At 66.9% G+C, this 19,258-nt stretch carries 14 protein-coding genes; 6 read left to right on the forward strand and 8 right to left on the reverse strand.

Annotation, left to right across the window (positions count from 1 at the left end; genetic code table 11):
- The first annotated feature begins 90 nt into the window (after positions 1 to 90).
- A complete protein-coding gene (locus tag F2P45_RS26240; protein ID WP_166881165.1) occupies positions 91 to 1,482 on the forward strand; it encodes a TIGR03013 family XrtA/PEP-CTERM system glycosyltransferase in 1,392 nt (463 codons plus the stop codon).
- A gap of 31 nt (positions 1,483 to 1,513) precedes the next feature.
- Complete coding sequence (gene prsR, locus F2P45_RS26245; protein WP_166881166.1) at positions 1,514 to 2,869, forward strand: PEP-CTERM-box response regulator transcription factor; 1,356 nt, start codon at positions 1,514 to 1,516, stop codon at positions 2,867 to 2,869.
- Positions 2,870 to 2,884: 15 nt separating this feature from the next.
- On the opposite strand, the gene F2P45_RS26250 is transcribed toward prsR, so the two are convergent.
- Together F2P45_RS26250 and F2P45_RS26255 are read right to left on the reverse strand one after the other, a co-directional pair.
- Complete coding sequence (locus tag F2P45_RS26250; protein ID WP_166881167.1) at positions 2,885 to 3,556, reverse strand: hydrolase 1, exosortase A system-associated; 672 nt, start codon at positions 3,554 to 3,556, stop codon at positions 2,885 to 2,887.
- A complete protein-coding gene (locus F2P45_RS26255; RefSeq protein WP_166881168.1) occupies positions 3,556 to 4,413 on the reverse strand; it encodes a hydrolase 2, exosortase A system-associated in 858 nt (285 codons plus the stop codon). Before F2P45_RS26255 ends, F2P45_RS26250 begins: the two co-directional genes overlap by 1 nt.
- Positions 4,414 to 4,608: 195 nt before the next feature.
- Here F2P45_RS26255 and F2P45_RS26260 point away from each other — a divergent pair, with 195 nt between their 5' ends.
- Positions 4,609 to 6,180 (forward strand): acyl-CoA ligase (AMP-forming), exosortase A system-associated, encoded by a 1,572-nt coding sequence (locus F2P45_RS26260; protein WP_166881169.1) that lies wholly within the window; start codon positions 4,609 to 4,611, stop codon positions 6,178 to 6,180.
- 45 nt (positions 6,181 to 6,225) lie between these two features.
- On the opposite strand, the gene F2P45_RS26265 is transcribed toward F2P45_RS26260, so the two are convergent.
- Positions 6,226 to 7,119, reverse strand: coding sequence for a polysaccharide deacetylase family protein (locus tag F2P45_RS26265; protein ID WP_166881170.1), 894 nt, complete (start codon positions 7,117 to 7,119; stop codon positions 6,226 to 6,228).
- 181 nt (positions 7,120 to 7,300) lie between these two features.
- On the opposite strand from F2P45_RS26265, the gene F2P45_RS26270 reads away from it, so the two are divergent.
- Positions 7,301 to 8,374, forward strand: coding sequence for a glycosyltransferase (locus F2P45_RS26270; protein WP_166881171.1), 1,074 nt, complete (start codon positions 7,301 to 7,303; stop codon positions 8,372 to 8,374).
- Positions 8,375 to 8,383: 9 nt separating this feature from the next.
- Here the strand turns inward: F2P45_RS26270 and F2P45_RS26275 are convergent, their stop codons facing one another.
- From F2P45_RS26275 to F2P45_RS26290, 4 genes are all read right to left on the reverse strand, one after another.
- On the reverse strand, positions 8,384 to 9,568 hold the full coding sequence (locus tag F2P45_RS26275; protein WP_166881172.1) for a TIGR03088 family PEP-CTERM/XrtA system glycosyltransferase: 1,185 nt from the start codon (positions 9,566 to 9,568) through the stop codon (positions 8,384 to 8,386).
- Positions 9,569 to 9,725: 157 nt separating this feature from the next.
- Positions 9,726 to 10,520 (reverse strand): XrtA-associated tyrosine autokinase, encoded by a 795-nt coding sequence (locus F2P45_RS26280; RefSeq protein WP_370663316.1) that lies wholly within the window; start codon positions 10,518 to 10,520, stop codon positions 9,726 to 9,728.
- 17 nt (positions 10,521 to 10,537) lie between these two features.
- Positions 10,538 to 12,067, reverse strand: a complete 1,530-nt coding sequence (locus tag F2P45_RS26285) for an XrtA system polysaccharide chain length determinant (RefSeq protein ID WP_166881173.1) — start codon at positions 12,065 to 12,067, stop codon at positions 10,538 to 10,540.
- A 354-nt stretch (positions 12,068 to 12,421) separates the two neighbouring features.
- Positions 12,422 to 13,360, reverse strand: coding sequence for an EDSAP-1 family PEP-CTERM protein (locus F2P45_RS26290; RefSeq protein WP_166881174.1), 939 nt, complete (start codon positions 13,358 to 13,360; stop codon positions 12,422 to 12,424).
- A gap of 304 nt (positions 13,361 to 13,664) precedes the next feature.
- Here F2P45_RS26290 and F2P45_RS26295 point away from each other — a divergent pair, with 304 nt between their 5' ends.
- Both F2P45_RS26295 and F2P45_RS26300 read left to right on the forward strand, forming a co-directional pair.
- The gene (locus F2P45_RS26295) at positions 13,665 to 14,405 is read left to right on the forward strand and encodes an N-acyl amino acid synthase FeeM domain-containing protein (RefSeq protein ID WP_166881175.1); all 741 of its coding nucleotides are present in this window, start codon (positions 13,665 to 13,667) and stop codon (positions 14,403 to 14,405) included.
- A 12-nt stretch (positions 14,406 to 14,417) separates the two neighbouring features.
- Positions 14,418 to 16,088: an FAD-binding oxidoreductase gene (locus F2P45_RS26300; protein ID WP_166881176.1), complete on the forward strand. Its 1,671-nt coding sequence runs from the start codon at positions 14,418 to 14,420 to the stop codon at positions 16,086 to 16,088.
- Positions 16,089 to 16,311: 223 nt separating this feature from the next.
- Here the strand turns inward: F2P45_RS26300 and prsT are convergent, their stop codons facing one another.
- Positions 16,312 to 19,095: an XrtA/PEP-CTERM system TPR-repeat protein PrsT gene (prsT, locus tag F2P45_RS26305; protein WP_166881177.1), complete on the reverse strand. Its 2,784-nt coding sequence runs from the start codon at positions 19,093 to 19,095 to the stop codon at positions 16,312 to 16,314.
- Between the last annotated feature and the right edge of the window lie 163 nt (positions 19,096 to 19,258).

Consider the following 19,258-nt stretch of genomic DNA (forward strand, 5'->3'; position numbering starts at 1 on the left):
TCAATACCTCTTGTGTCTCTGTAAGCGATTATTTACCACGCCGTGTTGTCCGGCGTGGAAGCAATTGGCATCGCTGGCATTGGGGGAAGCGTGATCCGGATTTTCAGTCACTACGTATCCAAGATGGCGTTCGTGCTGTTGCTGCTCGAACTGCTGATGTTGCTCGCTTCGGCCAGCGTGGCCTCGGTGCTGTGGTTTTCGGACCAGCACGGCAGTTTCAGGGCCGATAACCTGTACCTGTCCTCGCTGACCTTCGCGCTGGTGATCATTTTCAGCATGAGCGCGCTGGGGATGTACCAGCATAGTTCGCGCGAGGGCATCCGCACCACCCTGATCCGCATCATGCCGTCGTTCGCGCTCGGTTTCGCTCTGCTGTCGGCCCTGATCGCGGTGCGCCCGGAGTTCTATTTCGGGCGCGGCATCAGCAGCGTGATCTTCGCCATCGGCGCCACCGCCGTGGTGCTCACGCGCCTGGTGGTGTTCAAATCGGCCGAGTCGGCGCTGCTCGAAGCGCGCCTGATTTTCGTCGGCAGCGGCCCGCTGGCGCGCGAATGCATGGATCTGGCGCACAGCAAGATCGGATTTCACCAGTTCAGCGTGGTCGGCTGCGTGCCGATCAGCGGCGAAGACAGCTGCGTGCCGGCCTCGCAGCTGCTGCCGGTGGGCGAATCGCTGCTGTCGATGGCGCGCCGCTACGAGGCGCGCGAACTGGTGGTGACGGTGACCAACCGGCGCAGCAAGGAATTCCCCGTGCGCGACCTGCTGGCCTGCGCGCTCGGCGGCGTGCGCGTGATCGACGCGGCCACCTTTTTCGAGCGCGAAGCGTGCCAGATCCGGCTCGATTCGCTGCAGCCGAGCTACCTGATCTTCGGCGGCGGCTTCGACCAGAGCTTCTGGCGCGCCAGCGTCAAGCGCAGCTTCGACCTGCTCGCCAGCGGTTTGATCACCCTGGTCTCGCTGCCGGTGATGCTGGCCGCCGCCGCCGCCATCGTCTTCGAGGACGGCGGGCCGGTGTTCTACCAGCAGGAGCGGGTTGGCAAGGATGGCGCGATCTTCAATGTGCTCAAGTTCCGCAGCATGCGCAAGAACGCCGAGGCCCCGGGCGTGCCTACCTGGGCGGCCGCCAACGATCCGCGCGTGACCCGCGTCGGCCATTACCTGCGCATGCTGCGCATCGATGAACTGCCGCAGATGCTCAATGTGTTCAAGGGCGAGATGAGTTTCGTGGGCCCGCGCCCGGAGCGCGCCTTCTTCGTCGAGCAGCTGGCGCGCGATATCCCTTACTACAACGTCCGCCACAGCATCAAGCCCGGCGTGACCGGGCTGGCCCAGGTGCGCTACCAGTACGGGGCCTCGGTCGAAGACGCGATCCAGAAACTGCAATACGACCTTTACTACGTCAAGAACAATAGCCTGTTCCTCGATCTGCTGATCCTGATCGATACGGTGCAGGTGGTTTTGCTGGGCAAGGGAAGCCGCTGACGGCAACCCATCTCTTACAAGGAGCTGCACAATGGGCAAAAAGAAGCTGTTGGTGGTCGAGGATGACAAGGGCCTGCAAAAGCAGCTGCGCTGGAGCTTCGACGGCTACGATGTCCTGATCGCCGAAGACCGCGAAAGCGCGCTGGCGCAGTTGCGCCGGCACCGGCCCGCAGTGGTCACGCTCGACCTGGGCCTGCCGCCCGATCCGGACGGCGCCACCGAAGGCCTGGCCACCTTGCAGGCGCTGCTGGCCGAGGTGTCCGATACCAAAGTGATCGTCTTGTCGGGCAACCAGGAGCGCGTCCACGCGCTCAAGGCGATCGGGATGGGCGCCTACGATTTTCACCAGAAGCCGTTCGACGCCGACACCCTCAAACTCGTGGTGGAGCGTGCCTTCTATCTGCACGCGATGCAGGAAGAGAACCAGCGCATGCTGCAGATCGGGTCCGATTCGCCGCTGGCGCGCATCGTCACGCGCGATCCGGGCATGCTGCGCCTGTGCCGCAGCGTCGAAAAGCTGGCGCCGTCGTCGGCCACGGTGATGCTGCTGGGGGACTCCGGCAGCGGCAAGGAACTGTTCGCGCGCGGCCTGCACGACCTCTCGGCGCGCCACGACAAGCGCTTTGTCGCGATCAACTGCGCCGCCATTCCGGCCGACCTGCTCGAGAGCGAATTGTTCGGCCACGAAAAGGGGGCGTTCACCGGGGCCGGCCAGCAAACCCTGGGCAAGATCGAGATGGCGCAGGGCGGCACCTTCTTCCTCGACGAAATCGGCGACATGGCGATGGCGCTGCAGGCCAAGCTGCTGCGCTTCGTGCAGGAGCGCGTGATCGAGCGCATCGGCGGGCGCAGCGAAATTGCGATCGACGCGCGCATCGTGTGCGCCACCCACCAGGATTTGCCCAAACTGGTGCGCGAAGGGCGCTTTCGCGAAGATCTGTACTACCGCCTGAGCGAAGTGGTGCTGGCCATTCCGCCGCTGCGCGAACGGGTCGGCGACGCGGTGCTGCTGGCGCACCATTTCAAGCACCAGGCCAGCCTGATGGAACGGCGCAACGTGCCGGCGTTCACCGAAGACGCGGTGCTGGCGATCGAGCAGTATGGCTGGCCGGGCAATGTGCGCGAGCTGGAAAACTGCATCCGGCGCGCGGTGATCATGGCGGAAGGGCCGCAGATCGGCGCGCGCGACCTGGGCCTGGGCGGCGTGCCGCAGCCGGACGCCCCGGTCAACCTGCGCCAGGTGCGCGACGCCGCCGAATACAAGGTGATGGTGACGGCGCTGGCGCGCACCAACGGCTCGATCGTCAAGGCGGCCGAGCTGCTGGGCGTGAGCCGCCCGACCCTGTACGACCTGATGCACCATCACGGCATCAGGATTTCTCCGTGACGGCCAGCATCGATATCACCACGACGCGATCCAGTTCGCGCTGACCTCCGCCACTTCGTCGCGCCATGCGCGGCTGGCGAAGGTGCGGCCGGCGCCGGCGATGGTGACGCACTTGCAGCGCAGCTCATGGCGGGCCACCAGGGCCGGCAACTGCTGCGCGGCCGGATCGCCGCCGCCGAGGATCACCAGCGCCGCGCCATCGAAGCCGGCCAGGCCCGCCAGCACGCGCTGCGGCAGCGCGCCTGGCGCGGCCACGGCCTCGCCCTCGCGCGGCGCCACCCAGGGATTGAGCAGCACCACGCCCGACACGCGCTGGTCGGCTTGCGCATAGCGCAGGGCCGCCATGGCGGCGTCGCCCAGGCCCCACAGCACCAGTTCGCGCATCTCGGGCACCTGGGCGAAGAAGGCGCGGGTGGCGGCATGGATGTCGTCGCCCAGGGCGTCGATGGTGCGCGCCTCGCCCTCGCTGTCGCCCATGCCGCGGTGGTCGAAACGCAGCACCGGGATGCCGCGCCCGGCCAGCACGCGCGCCAGCAGCGTGAAATGGCGGTGGTGGCCGATCCGGTATTGGGGGCCGCTGGTGACGACCAGTACGCCGCGCGCGAGCGGGCGTTCGGGCAGGTCGAGAATGCCGATCAGGGAATTGCCCTGGCAAGTGAACTGGAGTGCGCGTTGTTCGGCAAACATCAGCCTTCCCCCGTAAATACAGCACTGGTGGCGGCCAGCAGGGCCGGGCATTCGGCGATCTCGTTGGGGCCCCAGAACGGCGCCCCCTCGATCGGGTGAAAGTGCAGGGTGGCCCCGCGCGCGCTCCAGCGCCGCGCAATGCGCGCCGCGCTGGCGGCCAGGCGCTGCGGCGCCGGCGAGCCGCTGGCGAACCAGTGCACCTGGCAGGGCGGCAGCGGCAGCGCGGCGGCGTCGCAGGCGTCGATGGCGTGCACCAGCGGCGCGGCCAGTTCGTAGCCGCCCACTTCGAGCATGCCGCGCATGCCCAGCTCGGCGCGCAGCTGGCCGGTGGTGCCCAGCAGGGAAGGCTCGGCCGGGTCGGCGCCGCGCATGCGCGCGGCCAGGTCCTGGCGCAGGAACTGGCTGATGCAGGTGCGCCCGTTAAGAAAGGGCTGCCACAGGATGACGCCGTCGACCGCCATGGTGCAGGCGGCGTCGAGGGCCAGCAAGCCGCCCAGGCGCAGGCCCCACAGATGCATCGGGCCGCCGCCGGCGCGCTCGCCGAGCCAGGCGCGGGCGACGGCAAGGTCGCGCTTCCAGATGTCCCAGCGCGCCAGGCTGAGGTCGCCGCAACTGTCGCCGCAGCCGAACAGGTCGATTTGCAGCACCGCGTAGCCGGCGGCGGCGAAGCGGCGCGCCTGCAGGGTGGCCATGCGGCGCGCCTTGTTCAGTTCGTCCGCGAACGGATGGACGTACAGGATCGCCCCGCGCGCGCGTGCCTGCGGCGCGGGCGCGTGATACAGGCTGAAACGGGTGCCGGGATCGACATCGAAAAAGAACGGGTACACGCGCGGTAGCGGCAACAGGGGCGCATTCATGGTGTTCTGATCTCCTGTACGGTTCCCGGCAGCCTGCCGGGACACTGGTTTCATTAAACACCCCCGAAATTGCGCGCCTCTTGCGCGCGCACAAGCCCAAGAGTGCCATGCGCTTGTTTGACCCGCGTCAAGGACGGCGCGGCCGTTTTTCTCAATCATTGATTCCCTTGGGAAACAATTCAATCAGAGGAAACCATGGCCCAGCTCGTGCACGAACTGATCACCGAAGCCGCCCGCCGCACGCCGCAGGGACTGGCCTTGCGCTATCTCGACAATAGCCTCGGCTATGCCCAGCTGGCGCGCTGCATCGATGTGGCGGCGCAGGGCTTGCTGGCCCTGGGGCTGCAGCGCGGCGAGCGGGTCGCGATTTTTCTCGACAAGTGCGAGGAGGCGGTGCTGGCCCTGTTCGGCGCGGCCGCCGCCGGACTGGTGTTCGTGCCGGTCAATCCCTTGCTGAAAGCGGCCCAGGTCGGCCATCTGCTGCGCGACTGCGGCGCCCGCGTGCTGCTGACGTCGCCGGGACGGCTGGCGGCGCTCGACCAGGAACTGGTCCAGTGCCCGGCGCTGCGCTGCGTGCTGCAGACCGGGAGGGAGGATGGCATGCTGCCCGGGCTGGGCGTACTGGGTTGGGATGGCTGGATGCGGCGCGCCGCCGCCGCCCCGCTGCGCGCGCCGCACCGCTCAATCGAGAGCGACATCGCGGCGCTGCTGTACACCTCGGGCGACAGCGGCGCGCCCAAGGGCGTGGTGGTGTCGCACCGCAACCTGGTGGCGGGCGCGGCCAGCGCAGCCGCCGAGCTCGGGCACACGGCGCACGACCGCATCCTGGCGCTGCTGCCGCTCAGCCTGGCCTACGGCCTGAGCCAGCTGACCAGCGCCTTTGCGGCCGGCGCCGCCGTGGTGCTGATGAATCCGCTGTTGACGCGCGACATCCCCGAGCTGGTGGCGCGCGAACGCATCACCGGCCTGGCCGCGCTGCCGCCGCTGTGGATCCAGCTGGCCGAGCTGCACTGGAGCGCGCCGTGCAGCCTGCGCTACCTGACCAGTTCGGGCGGGGTGCTGCCGCGCGCGACCCTGGCCGCGCTGCGCCAGCGCCTGCCGCAGGCGCGCCTGTACCTGATGTTCGGAATGACCGAGGCATTGCGCTCGACCTGCCTGGGGCCGGAGCAGCTCGACCTGCGGCCGGACTCGATCGGCAAGGCCATTCCCAACGCCGAGGTGCTGGTGCTGCGCCCCGACGGCGAGCCGTGCGCGCCGGGCGAGCCGGGCGAACTGGTGCACCGCGGGCCGCTGGTCGCGCTCGGCTACTGGAACGACGCCGCGCGCACCGCCGAGCGCTTCCGCCCGCTGCCCTCGCGCGACGGGCTGCCGCTGTCCGAGCTGGCGCTGTGGTCGGGCGACACGGTGCGCATCGACGAGGAAGGGTTTCTGTACTTTATCGGGCGCAGCGACGAGACCATCAAGACCGGTGGCTACCGGGTCAGCCCGAGCGAGATCGAGGAGGTGCTGTACGCGACCGGGCTGGTGGAGGAGGCGGCGGCGCTGGGGCTGGACCATCCAGTGCTGGGACAGTCGATCGCGCTGGCGGTCACGCCGCGCTCGGGCTGCCTGCTGGACCCGGCGGCGCTGCTGGCCGCCTGCCGCGCCAAATTGCCCTTCTACATGAAGCCGCTGCTGGCGCAGGTGCGGGCGGCGGCCTTGCCGCGCAGTCCCAACGGCAGCTTCGACCGGCGCCTGCTGGCCGCGCAGATGGCGGGCGCGGCCTGATCGCGGCCCGGCCTGATCGCGGCCCGGCCTGATCGCGGGACAAAATCAGCCGCGTGTAAGCAGATTGCCGGCCATGCGCAGAAGAAAGCCCGCACTGCCCGCTTCGCACGGGGTAAACCGTGGCAGGGCGAACAGGTCGCTGCCGCTGCGCGCCGCGCCGCGTCCGCTGCCGACGGCCGCCTCGAAGCCCTGGGCACGCAGCATCAGGCCGTGGCGCTGCTCGAAATCCTCGCCCGGCTTGCCGCTGGGGTAGGCGAACAGGCTCACGCGCGCGCGGATCAATTCTTCGATGCGGCACCGGCCCTCGGCGATCTCGGCGCGCGCGGCGGCGTTGGACAGGGTCGAGAGCACCGTGTGGTGCAGCGGATGGGCGCCGATCCCCATGCCGGCGCGGTGCAGGGCCAGCACCTGGTCCGAACTCATCATGGTCGGGGTCGGGCGGCGCGCCATCGACAGGGCGCGCGCCAGGCGCTCGGCCGGCGGCAGCAGGCGCAGCGCGGCCAGCAGCATCTCGATCACGGCGCGGCGCCGCACCGGGCAGCCGATGTCGTAGCTGGCAAAGCCGCTGCGGCCCAGGTTGAGGCGCTCGCCGGGCGCGTTGCGCACCACTTCGGTGACGATGTCGCTCCAGGTGCAGCCGCCGTCGAGGTAGGCGGCGGCGACGAAAAACGTGGCCGGCACGCCATAGCGCTGCAACAGGGGCAGCGCGACCGAGGCGTGCTCGGCGTAGCCGTTGTCGAAGGTCAGGCAGGCGGCGCGCGCCGGCAAGGTGCCTTCGGCCAGGTGGGTGACGGCGCGCGCGAGCGGCATCAGGCGGAACCAGCGGCGCAACAGGCGCAGGTGCTGCTCGAAACGGCGTCCGTGCAGGCACTCGGGAAACAGCGGGTCGGGTGCGGCCAGCACGCGCTGGTACATGAGAATCGAAAGCGGAACGCGCATGTGATTTTCTTTGGTGAAACTAATTGACTTGCCTCAATGATGCGTCTGTGCCCGTCGGTACACTGAAACTCTTAAGTTGAGGCAATACTAAATCAGCGCGGGTGGCGACTTGTTGAGCATTCTCATGCCGCCCGCCTTGCTGGTCCCCGGCGACCGGCCCGTGTTGACAATGGAGGCGTGCATGCGTATCGGAATTTTGTCTTATCCCATGCTGTTCGAACGCGAAGACGGCGTCCAGCAGCAAGTCCGCGAAACCATCCGCGCGCTGGTGCGGCTGGGCGTGCAGGGGACGTCGGGAATCGACGTGGAGTTGGTCAATCCGTATGCCAGCCGGCTCGATGAATACGACCTGATCCACGTGTTTTCGGCCACCCACGGCAACCAGCGCCTGGTGGAAGCGGCCGTCGAACAGGGCGTGCCGGTGGTGCTCACGCCGCTGATCGCGCCGGGCTGGAACCGCGCCAGCGGCACCAGCGCGCGCGCCGCCGACCATCGGCTGGGCAACATGACCTCGTGGAATGTGCAGTCCGGCTACGCCCAGACCCGGCGCGCCTTGCAGCAGGCCAGCCTGATCGTGGCGCTCGGTGAAGCCGAGAAGCAAGCCATCGGCGCCGGCTTCCTGATCGACAGCGGGCGGGTGCGGGTGCTGCCGAACGGCGTCAATACGGCCTTGCTGGCGGCCGATGGCGATCTGTTCCGCAAGCGCACCGGAATGAGCGGGCCGTTCGCCCTGATGGCCGGCCCGATTTCGCCCTACCAGAACCAGCTGGCGATGGCGCAGGCCATGGCGGCGCTGTCGCTGCCGGTGGTGCTGGTGGGCGAGGCCGGCGAACGCGACCAGGATTACCTGCGCGAGCTGCGCAGCGTGCGCGGCCTCACTTGCCTGGGCGCGCTGCGCCAGGATGAAGCGATGCTGGCCAGTACCTACGCGGCGGCCGCGCTGTGCATCGCGCCGGGCGACGGCCAGGGCACGGCGCTGGCGGTGCGCGACGCGCTGGCGGCGGGCGCGCCGATGCTGATCGCGCGCGATTCGCCGTTCAGCCTGGCCGGTGCCGAGTTCGCGCTGGCGCGGGTCGCTTGGGACGATACCGACGCCCAGCAGCGCGCGGTGCTGCGGCTGCTGGTGTCGCCGCCGCCGCGCGAACAGGTGCGCGCGCTGGTGCGCGGCGACAGCTGGGAGCGGGTGGCGCGGCAGGTGGCGGCCTGCTACGCGCAGGTGCACGGGGAGCGCCAGAGTGCGCTGGCCTGGACATGATCGCCGCTTTCAGGAGTGCGCGGCCGGGCCGGGGCAGCCGCCGTCCGGGTGCGCCAGCGCATCGTACACGCGCAGATAGCCGCGCGCCATTTCGGGCAGGCTGTGCCTGGCGATGACCTGGCTGCGCGCGCGCATGCCGTGGCGCGCCGCCATGTCGGGGATGCGGCAGTAATCGGCAATCGCGGCGGCCATCAGGTCGGGCGCGCGCGGCGGCACCAGGATGCCGGTAAAGCCGGGATGCACCAGCACCGTATTGCCGCCCACGGCGGTCGCCACCACCGGCAGCCCGGTGGCCATGGCTTCGAGGATGGTATTCGAACTGCCTTCGGCCAGCGAGGGCAGCACGAACAGGTCCATGGCGCGCAGCAACTGGGCGATGTCGGTGCGTTCTCCCGGCAGCCAGGCGCGGTGCGCGGCGCCGGCGCGGGTGAGGGTGTCGAGGCAGGCGGCGCGTTGCGGGCCGTCGCCCACGATCAGCAGGCGCATGCGCTGGTGGGCCGGATGGGGCGAGGCGATCAGGCGCAGGAAAGCTTCGACCAGGGTGCCGTAATCCTTGATTTCCTCCATCCGGCCGACGCTGCCGATGACGAAGGCATTGTCCTGCATGAAGCCGGCCGGGCCGATCGCGGCCGGCGGGCCCAGGCGCGGGTGGAACTGGACGCTGTCGACCCCGTTCGAAATCTGCGACACTTTTTCGGGTTCGGCGCCGACGCTGTCGATCAGCCAGTGTTCGAGGTCGGCGCTGACGGCGATGAAGTGCCCGATCAGCGGACGCAGCAGGCGGCGCAGCAGCTTGTACTTCAGGCGCTTGCCGTACAGGTCGCTCATATCGCGGCCATGCTCGCCGTGCACGCGCAGCTTGACGCCGGCCAGCGCCGCCACCAGCTGGCCTTCGATGCCGCACAGGTTGCGCGTGTGAATCAGATCCGGCTGCAGCGCGCGCAGGGCGCGGAACAGGCGCAGGTAATGGCCCCAGTCCTTGCCTTCGCGCTTGTTCAGGCTGATGATCTCGACGCCGCGCTGCTTGATATGCGCGTGATACTCCGAATAATCCTTGAGGCAGACGATGGCGTGCCGGTAGCGTTCGGGCGGCATATGCTTGATCAGGTTGATCAGGCCGTTTTCGAGACCGCCGACGTCGAGCTGATGGATCAGATGCACCACAAGGCGCGGCGGTTCAAGGGAAGTAGTCATGGTCGACTCCAAAGGTTAATCGGGCGAACGGAACAAACAGGATGACGCGGATAGCGCCGCCCTCAACTTCACACCGGTGTCAGGTCTGACATTCGGACACGGCCTCAACTGCAAACTCCGGTGTCAGACCTGACACCAGCTTGTTGTTTGGCATCGGCTAGTCGTAGTAGCCGTGGTAGTCGCCGCCGTTGAAGGCGCGCGCTTTGTTGCAGATCAGGTCGACGCGGGCGCAGTTGTCGAGCCGCAGCAGCGCTTCCTTGACGTCGCGCTGGGTCGTCGTCTCGGATTCGACCACCATCACCACCTGGCCCATCTGGGCCGCCAGTACCGCCGCTTCGGTGGTCAGCAGCAGGGGCGGCAAATCGAAAATCACAATCCGGTCCGGGTAGCGGTTGGCAATTTCCGAGAGCAGCTTGCTCATCGCGTGGCTGGCCAGCAGTTCGGTGGCGTGCTTGTTGTTGCGCCCCGCCGGCAACAGGCTCAGGGTCGGGATGTTGGTCTTGAGAATCACGTCCGACAGGCTCAGGTCGTCGTTGAGCAGGATGTCCATCAGCCCCAGCCCCGGCGCCAGGCCGAGCGTGCGCAGCACCGAGGGTCGCGCCACGTCGGCGTCGACCAGCAGCACGGTGTGGTCTTTTTCCATGGCGATGCTCATCGCCAGGTTGATCGCACAGTAGGTCTTGCCTTCGCCGGGCAGGGCGCTGGTGACGACGATCAGGTTGCCGTGCCGTACCCCGCCGGATACCGCCGCGCGCGCATTGCGCAATAGGGGGCGCTTGATGATGCGAAAGTCTTCGGCCACGCTGGTGCGCCCGCCGTCGTACGTCACCATGCCCATCTGCTGCAGGCGCGCCAGGTTGATGTCGACTTCGCGCAGCTGCTCGGCGCTGTGGGCGCCGGCGGGCGCGTCGGGGCCGTGCGGCGCAGCGGCCGGTGTAAGGGAACTGTCCACGTTGTACTCCCTGGGGCTTAGCCCGTAAAAAATCCGGATGCCATGATCGCGCCGTACAGGCCGAGCAGGGCGGTGAAGGCGCAGCCGAGCAGGTATTGTCCCCGCCGCAGCTTGTTGCTTTCGGCATCGTTCCAACTCATCGATACCGTACCGAGCACGTTCAGGCCGGTGATCTCGCGCAGCGCACTCGGACTCACAAACGTTGGACGGATCTGGCTGATCAGGAGCGCCGCGCCCAGGCCGGCACACAGGGCGATCAGCAGCACGCCGCTGTAGAACAGGCGCCGGTTGGGGCCGACCGGCGAAATCGGCATGGTGGGCGGATCGATGATGCGGAAGGTCATCATCTCGGTCGAGGAACTCAGGTCGCCCGAGATCCTGGCCGACTCGCGCCGCGCGATCAGCTTTTCGTAGTTGTCCTTGTTGATTTCATAATCGCGGTTGAGCTGGGCCAGTTGCGATTCGACTTCCGGCACCGCATTGCTCTGCTCGCGCAGGCGCTCGTGGCGCACGCTGTACTCATGCACCCGCACCCGCATCGAGGCCACCTTGGCGTCGGCCTCGGTCAGGGCCACCTTGAGCTGCTGCAGCATGGGGCTGTAGAAGCGGCCCGGGTCGCCATCGCGCAGCGCCAGTTTGCTTTCTTCGATCTTGCGCGCTTCGAGCTGGGCCAGCAGGCGGCGCGCGCTGACCACGTCCGGGTGCAGGTCGGTGTATTGCAGGCGCAAGGTGTCCAGGTTCTTGTTGATGGCGGCGATGCGGGCGTCGATGTCGGGGTTGACGACGGCGCGCGGACGCGCATCGGCGCCGGCCGGCAGCGGGTCGCCGTTGATGCGGGCCTGGATCGCGATGCGCGCCTGTTCGGCTTCGAGCAGGTCGATGCGCGCGGTGCTGAGCGCGTCGCTGGCAATGGCCAGCTGGGCGCTGTAATCGACGCCCTGGCGCGGCAGCAGCGCGCTGTTGCGCAGCTTGAATTCCTTGACCGTGTTTTCGGCCGCCACCAGGCGCTGCTCGTAGTTCTTGATCTGGTCGTCGATGAAACGGATGGCGTTCTGCGAATCGGCTTTCTTGCCCTTGAAGCTGCCTTCCAGGAAGATGGTCAGCAGCGCCTGCACCACGTCGTGCACCTGCTTGGGATTGTCGCCGCCGTAAGTGATCGAATAGATATCGTTGGTGCTGGTGCCGGAAATTTTCAGGCGCATGGCCAGCTCGTCGATCTGTTGCTCGCGCTGGCGCGGCGTGGTGGCGTCGACATCGAGGTCGACCGTGCGCAACACGCGCTCCAGATTCGGCCGGCTGAGCAGGGTACGGCTCATGATCGACACTTGGTGTTGCACGTTGGGCATGCTGGTCATGCTGGCCATCAGCGGTTTGAGGATACTCTGGGTATCGACAAACACGCGCGCCGAACTCTGGTAGTCGTTCGGCAGGCGCAGCACCACCACCCAGCCCAGCCCCGCCACGACCCACATGGTGCCGATGGCGAGCCACCGATATTTCCAGATGCCTCGTACATGCAGCAGCAACTGGCTGATGAAGTCCTCCATATCGTGTGGGTCTCCGTAAGTCGGACGGCGATGGGAAGCGACACTGCCAGCTTCACTACTCGTTCGATTATATGTCCGTGGAAACTGTAAGTTTCCGCTGATCACGGGCGCGTTGATTCGCGTCAAGAGTAAAAAGAGCATGCGCCCGCAGCCTGCCCTGAGCAAAAAAATCGTCCGGCCAGGCGCGCTCCTGACCGGAAAAATGCCGGCTGACAGCGAGCCGTGCATCAGAGTCCACCGGGGCGGTCCGGCGCCCGCATCCCCAGCCGGCGCTGACCGCGCAGCACCGGCTGCGGGCCCTGGAATGGCCGCAAACAGCGTGGCCACCTTGTTCTTCTTGTCCGCATGGCCGGCCTAGTTGCGGCGCCGTGTCATCAGCGTCATGCCCAGCAGGCCGAGGCCGAACAGCGCCAGGCCGCCCGGTTCCGGCACCGCCGTTTTCTGCATGGCGTTGGCGAGGGTGGTCTGGTTGATGGTCAACTGATAGTTCTGGTTGGCGTTGAGCGTGAGCGAGGTGGCTGCGAATTTCAGCCAGCCCGGGTCGAATGTCGAGTTGCCAGCGTAGCCGCCATTGCGGCTGGACAAGCTCTCGCCGTTGAGTTTGCCGGGCGAGTAGTCGAGCATGAGTTCGCCGGTATCCAGGTTGATGATGTTCACGCTCCACGCCAGGCGGGCGATGGCGTTGGTGCCGCTGCCGCTGCCGCTGCTGGCATAGGCCTGGGTCATCGGCCTGCCGTCGAAGGAGACCGACATGGTCTCGCTGGCGCCGAGGGTGAAGCGGAACATGGTCAGGGTACCGACGTCGGACTGGCCGCCGGCCTCGCCATCGCTGCGCAGGGACGCGTCGGCGCGCGTTTCGACGCGTGCCCCGGCGTCGCGCGCACCGATGGTCATGGCGTTGCCGGTCATGTTCTGGTCGGCATAGCCGAAGGTACCGGGCAGGCTTGGCAGTATGGAAAAGTAGCTGAAGTCGTTTTCGGCGCGCGGCGGCGTGGGCAGCCCGACAAACTGGTGCGCCACATCGGGCATTGTGCCGCTGAGGATGCCGCTGCTCGGGGTCGTCGCGATGACGCTCGCGCCGTTGAGGGAAGCGGTGGCACGGGCGGTGACGGCGCCGTTGAGCGAGGTGAAATCCGTCGACTTGAAGGCGCCGCCGCTGTGATGAAGCAGGCGGAAATTGTCGATCAGGAGGACGGACTGGGCGAATGCATCGGCGCGCGCGCCGTTCATTGCGGCCAGGCAGAGACCGGCAATCGCCGCATGTTTCATCAGGGATGTCGGGACTAGTTTCATAATTAACTCTCCGGTGGGATCAGGTGGGGAAGCGTCGACAGCTTGCGGCGCCGCCGTGCAAACCTTGTATGCAGCAAGCGTGCCAGCCCGGTTTATGCTTACAAATCAATGACTTGCCAAGAGTAACTCAACAGTTCAGAGTGATTTCCACAAGGATGCAAAATTTCCCGACGTTCTACGTTTGTTGCAGAACAATGTCCGGGCGGAGCGCCTGAACTTCCGTATTGATGGCCCTGTCTGACTTACACAACTTTGCGCGCGGACCGGCAGGCGGACCGTGCGATCACGTGGAAGGAAGAGAGCCATGTTTCAAGACGATCTACCGATTGCAACCTTCGAAATGCCGGCGGGCTTGCGCGAGCCGGAACCGAGCGAGGCGCCGCCGGCGGCCCACGATCCGGGGCAGCAGCTGCAGGTTTTCCATATCCGCCTTGCCAATTCGGCCGGACGGCGCGAAGCCGCCAGCCTGCTGATCCGCAAGATGTACGGCTGGCGCGGCTATGCCTTCGAGCCCAGCCTGCAGCACGATCCGAACAAGGTGACCTTGTATGCCGAAACCGGGGGGGTACTGGTCGGCACCATGAGCTTGTGCCTGGACAGTGCATTCGGGCTACCGGCCGATGACAATTTTCGCGACAAGCTCGACGCGCTGCGCAGCCAGGGCCGGCGCTTGTGCGAGCCCTCGCGCCTGGCGATCGACAAGGGAGTCACCAAGCGCGTGTTCGCCGCGCTGATCCATATCTCGTATCTGTACTCGCACAAGCTGCACGGATTCACCGATTATGTGATCGAAGTCAATCCACGCCACGTGATGTTCTATAAGCGCATGCTCGGTTTCAGCGACTTCGGCGGCGAGCGTCCGTGCAGCCGGGTCGGCGCGCCGGCTGTCCTGCTGCGCCTGCCGCTGGAAGAGATGGGCGTGCAGATCCGCAAATGGGGCGGGCTGATGGAGCAGCATGGCGAAGAGCGCTCCTTTTACCCGTATTTTTTTCCGGTGTGGGACGAGCCGGGCATCACCGCGCGCCTGAACGGCGGGCGTCACTGACACGGGGGCGCGATGCACATTTTCGATGAGCAAAAATTCCGACAAACCGGGCCGTACGGAGCCGCGGTCGGGCAAGACCGCTTGCTGGCGGCGCTGCGCGCGCTCGTCGGTCCGGCCCATGCCAGCGCCGAGCTCGACGCGCTCAGGCGCTACAGTTGCAGCACCGCCGCGCGCGCCACCACGCCGCTGGCGGTGGTCTCTCCTGCCAGCCAGGCCGAGGTGGTGGCCGTGGTGCGGCTGGGCGCGGAGCTGGGCTTGCCGCTGTATCCGATCAGTACCGGACGCAACTGGGGCTATGGCGACGCCTGCGCGGTCGGCGAGGCGCAGCTGATCGTCGACCTGGGCAGGATGAACCGGATCGTCAGCGTCGACGCCGAGCTCGGCTACGCCGTGATCGAGCCGGGCGTGACCCAGCAGCAGTTGTCGGATTATTTACAGGCCGAACAACTGGACTGGTGGATCGATTGCACCGGCGCCGGTCCGGATACCAGCTTCATGGGCAATATCCTGGAACGGGGCTTCGGCCACTCGCCGTACGGCAACCGGCTGCAGCACGTTTCCGGCATGCGCGTCGTGCTGGCCAGCGGCGACGTGCTCGACACCGGCTTCGGCCATTATCCGCAAGCGCGCGCGACCCATCTGTTTCCTTACGGCGTGGGACCGTTCATCGATGGCATGTTTACCCAGTCGAATTTCGGCATCGTGACGCGCATCGGCATCTGGCTGGTGCCGGCCGCCGATTGCGTGAACCATTTTCTGTGCACGGTGTCTGACCATGAAGACATCGCCGCGGTGGTCGATGCCCTGCGGCCGCTGCGCATGAACGGCACCTTGCGCAGCATTGTTCATATTGGCAACGACCTGCGTGTGATTTCTGGCGGGCGCGTGTTTCCGCGTGCGCTGGCGCCCGGCCAGTCTTGCCTTCCGCAGGCGGTGCGCGGTGCCCTGCGCGAAGCGGCGGCGATTGGGGCGTGGACTGTATCGGGCGCGCTGTCTGGCACTGCGGCGCAGGTGGCGGCGGCGCGCGCGGCGATCAAGGCGGCTTTGCGCGGCACGCGCGCGCGCACCGCGTTCTTGAGCGAGCGCAAGCTGCGCTGGGGCGGCGTGCTGGCGCGTGTGCTTGGTTCGACGCGGGCCGGGCAGCGCCTGCGCGCGCAGGTCGGGCTGGGCGAAGCGCTGTTTGCGATGAACCGGGGCAAGCCGAACGGACGCTTTCTGGCGGGTGCTTACTGGCGACGGCGCGCGGCCTTGCCGCCCGGCTTTCCGCAGCGGGCCGATCCGGCGCAGGACAATTGCGGCATGCTGTGGATTTCCCCGGTGCTGCCGATGCGCGGGGCCGATGTGCTGGAGTTGCACGCGCTGGTCGCACCGCTGTTCGCGGCGCATGGTTTCGATTTGTTTGTGACGTTCAGCATGATCAACGAACGTTCGCTGGGGGCGGTACTGACAATTGCCTACGACAAGGAGGATGCGGATGAAGTGACACGCGCAAAACAGTGCTACCAGGCGGTGTTCGACAGCGTGATGGATGCCGGCTATATCCCTTATCGTGTCGGCAACCAGTCGATGGGACAGCTCGATCCGCACGGGGATGTGTACTGGAAGACGGTGGCGCGGATCAAGAAGGCGCTCGATCCCGCCGGGATTATTGCACCTGGACGTTACGAGCCGGGACGGACGTAAGGGTTGGTGCGGCGCTGGCCGGGGGCATGCACGATGGCGCCATGCCGTGGCGGCGCTGCTGCCTCACGCCGGGCATCGGTAATCGACGGCATCGCATGGTATGGCGACGCTGCGACGCGCCGGCGTGCGCGGTGATGCCAACGCATCGTGCGTGTGCCTGACTGGCTGGCTGGTATCACCGGACCAGCCTTGGCGGACGGATCCGCTTGCGGACGGCGCTGGCCTACAAGGTACGCAGCAGGGCGGCCGCCTGTTCGTGATGGGCGGAGCGCTGCGGCTTTGCGAGCAGGCGTTCGAGTTCGCGGCGCGCGCCGCGCTTGTCGCCGGAACGCGCCAGCGCCGTGCCCAGGTGGAAGTGAATATTGCCGGCCGAGGGCGCCAGCGCATTGGCTTTGCGCAGCAAGGGCACGGCGCGGGCGAAATTGCCGCGCTCGACATCAATCCAGCCGAGCGTGTCGAGGACGGCCGGGTTGCCGGGCGCCAGTGCATGCGCGCGCTCGGCGTAGGCTTGTGCGCGTGCATCGCCGCTTTGCTGGCAGGCCCAGGCGATGTCGTTGAGCGCGATCACATTATCCGGGTCGGCTTTGAGGATGGCTTCCAGATGCCCGATGGCACCCTTGTAGTCGTTCGCGACCAGCTTGCTGCTGGCATAGTACAGGCGCGCCGGCACATCGCCTGGATGCTCCTTGAACCACTGGCCCATGCGCGCATCGGCATCCGCAGCGCGGCCGAGCTTGTTCAGGGCGCCGTGGATCTGGATCAGCAGGCCGGCGTCGGCCTTGCGTGCAAAGGCGCGCTCCCATGAGGCCAAGGCTGCCGCATGCTGGCCCTGGGCTGCATGGACGTCGCCTTCGAGCTTGTGTCCGTTTGCGGAATCCGGTTTGCGCTGCTGGGCGTCGAGAGCGACGGCGCGCGCTTCGGCAAATTTCTGTTGCCTGAGCAACAGATTGATCAGGGTTGTCTGGGCCTCGAACGAGGCCGGTTCGATAGCGAGCGACTGGCGCAGCAGGGCCAGGGCGGCGCTGTCGTCCTGCTTCGCCACTTGCAAGTTTGCCATCCGCAACAGTGGCGCGGACGAGCTCGGGGCCAGGACTGCCAGGCGGCCGTAGGCTTCGATGGCGGCGCTCAGGTCGCCGTTGAGCACGTAGGCTTGGGCGAGCATCTCGGCAGCTTGCGGATTGGATGGATTGGCGGTCTGGAGGGTGCGGGCAAGGCGCAGGGCTTTGTCCTTGCTGCCGGCGCGGGCATACATATCGGCAAGGCGCAGCGCCAGCGGCAGGGCGTCGGGCTCGATGTTGCGCGCGCGTTCCAGCCAGGCGACGGCGTCGACCATCTTTCCTTCACGTTGCGCGAGGCCTGCCAAGGCTTCAAGCAGCGCACGGTTGCGCGGCGCTTTTTGCAAGGCCGCTGCGTAGCGTTGGCGGGCATCGGCCGGCTTGCCTTCGACCAGGTCCAGCTGGGCCAGGTTGGCCAGCGCAGGCAGGTACAGCGGTTCGAGCAGCAGTGCTTTGTCGAAACTGGCGCGTGCCAGGCCGGCCTCGCGCCGCGCGAGGTAAATGCCGCCCTTGAGATTCTGGACCAGTGGATTGTTGCCGCGCTGCTCCATTTCCTCGACGGAGGCGAGCGCTTTGTCGATATCGTTGGCCTGCAGATGGGTCATGACCAGCAGCAAACCGGTGCGCGGCGCGCCGCCGTCCAACGCGGAGGCGCGCTGCAGTTCGGCGGCTGCGCGTCCGGTGTCGCCGCTGCCCAGGCGGCTTAATGCCAGCGATGTGTGCAGCGCGGTGGCTTTCGGATCGAGCGCGAGGGCCTGCTCGAAAAAGGCGGTGGCGGGGCCGAACTTGCGTGCATTCAAGCTCGCTTCGCCGGCCAGGGTCAGCAGTTCGACATCGGCGGGGTATTTCTCGAGCAAGGGCGTGAGCAGGTCGAGGGCTGCCTGGGGGGCGTTCGAGCGCACGTGCAATGTACTCATCAGCTTGGTGGCGTACGGATCGCCCGGATAAGCGGCGAGAAATTTCTGCAGATGTTGCTCCGCCTGTCCCGTCGCCCCCAGGCCCAATTGCACCGCGCCGGAGAGCAGGATGGCGGGATAGTAGTCCGGCGCGACGCGCAGTACTTGTTGCAGCGAAGCCAGGGAGGATGTCAGTTTTCTTTCGCGGAAGTCGGCCATGGCGTCGGCGTACACCACCGGGAGCGAGGCGCCGGCCAGTTTGCGGGCGGCGGCGAGCGCCTGGCGCGCTTCCCCGAAACGTCCGGCGTCGATGTGCAGGTTCGCCACGTCCAGCCGGGCTTGTACGTTGTACGGTTGCAAAACCAGGATGCGTGCGTGCGCGGCCAGGGCCTCTGCCGGCTTGCCGGCGGCGCGCTGCAAATCGGCATGAAAACGCAGGCACTCGACGTTGTCTGGATGGGCGGCCAGTGCGCGCTTGATCAGCGCGGCAGCCTCGGCGTCCTGCTTGCCGGCCAGTGCCATGCGCGCCATGCCGAGCAGGGCATCGGGCAGGTCCGCTTGCAGGCCGAGCGCTTGCGCGAACAGCGCGCTGGCCTGGGCGCTGTCGCCGCTGCCGAGCAGGGCGTTGGCGCGCAGGGCCAGGATGGCGGGGCGCTCGGCGGCCGGGGCAGTGAGGCCGATTTCGGCCAGCAGGCGGTCATGCTGGCCCTGCATCAACATGGCCCTGCCCAGCAGAAGCGGCAAACCGGGCGCCGTCACGCCGAGTTCGCGCGCGCGCCGCAACTCTTTCTCGGCCGAAGGCGCATCGCCTTGCTCAAGATACACCTCGCCCAGCAACAGACGGGCTTCGCGGTCGCCGCTATTTTTTTGGATGGCATTTTTCAGCACGATCACCGCCGCCCGCAAATCACCTTTCACGCGATGTTGCCTGGCCTCGGCCACGAGGGCGTCGGGGTCGGCCGGCTTGCATCCGCCAAGCACGGCGGCCGACAGCAGGGCGAAGGCAATGGCGATGGCGGCAAGCGGACGCGGCCAGCGGGAAATGGAATAGGACATGACGTTCTCCTGACGCGCCAACGCACTGGCATCTTCCTAGCCTGAATTTTGCATAAAAAAGAGCAAGAATGCCGTAAGTGATTGATAAAATGTGAGTTATCCCTAAAACACAATTTCAACACGAACGCACCTTGCCCGGCATGAATTCTACCTCAGAGCAGCT

The organism is Massilia mucilaginosa (genome assembly GCF_011682145.1).
Classification (GTDB): domain Bacteria; phylum Pseudomonadota; class Gammaproteobacteria; order Burkholderiales; family Burkholderiaceae_D; genus Telluria_A; species Telluria_A mucilaginosa.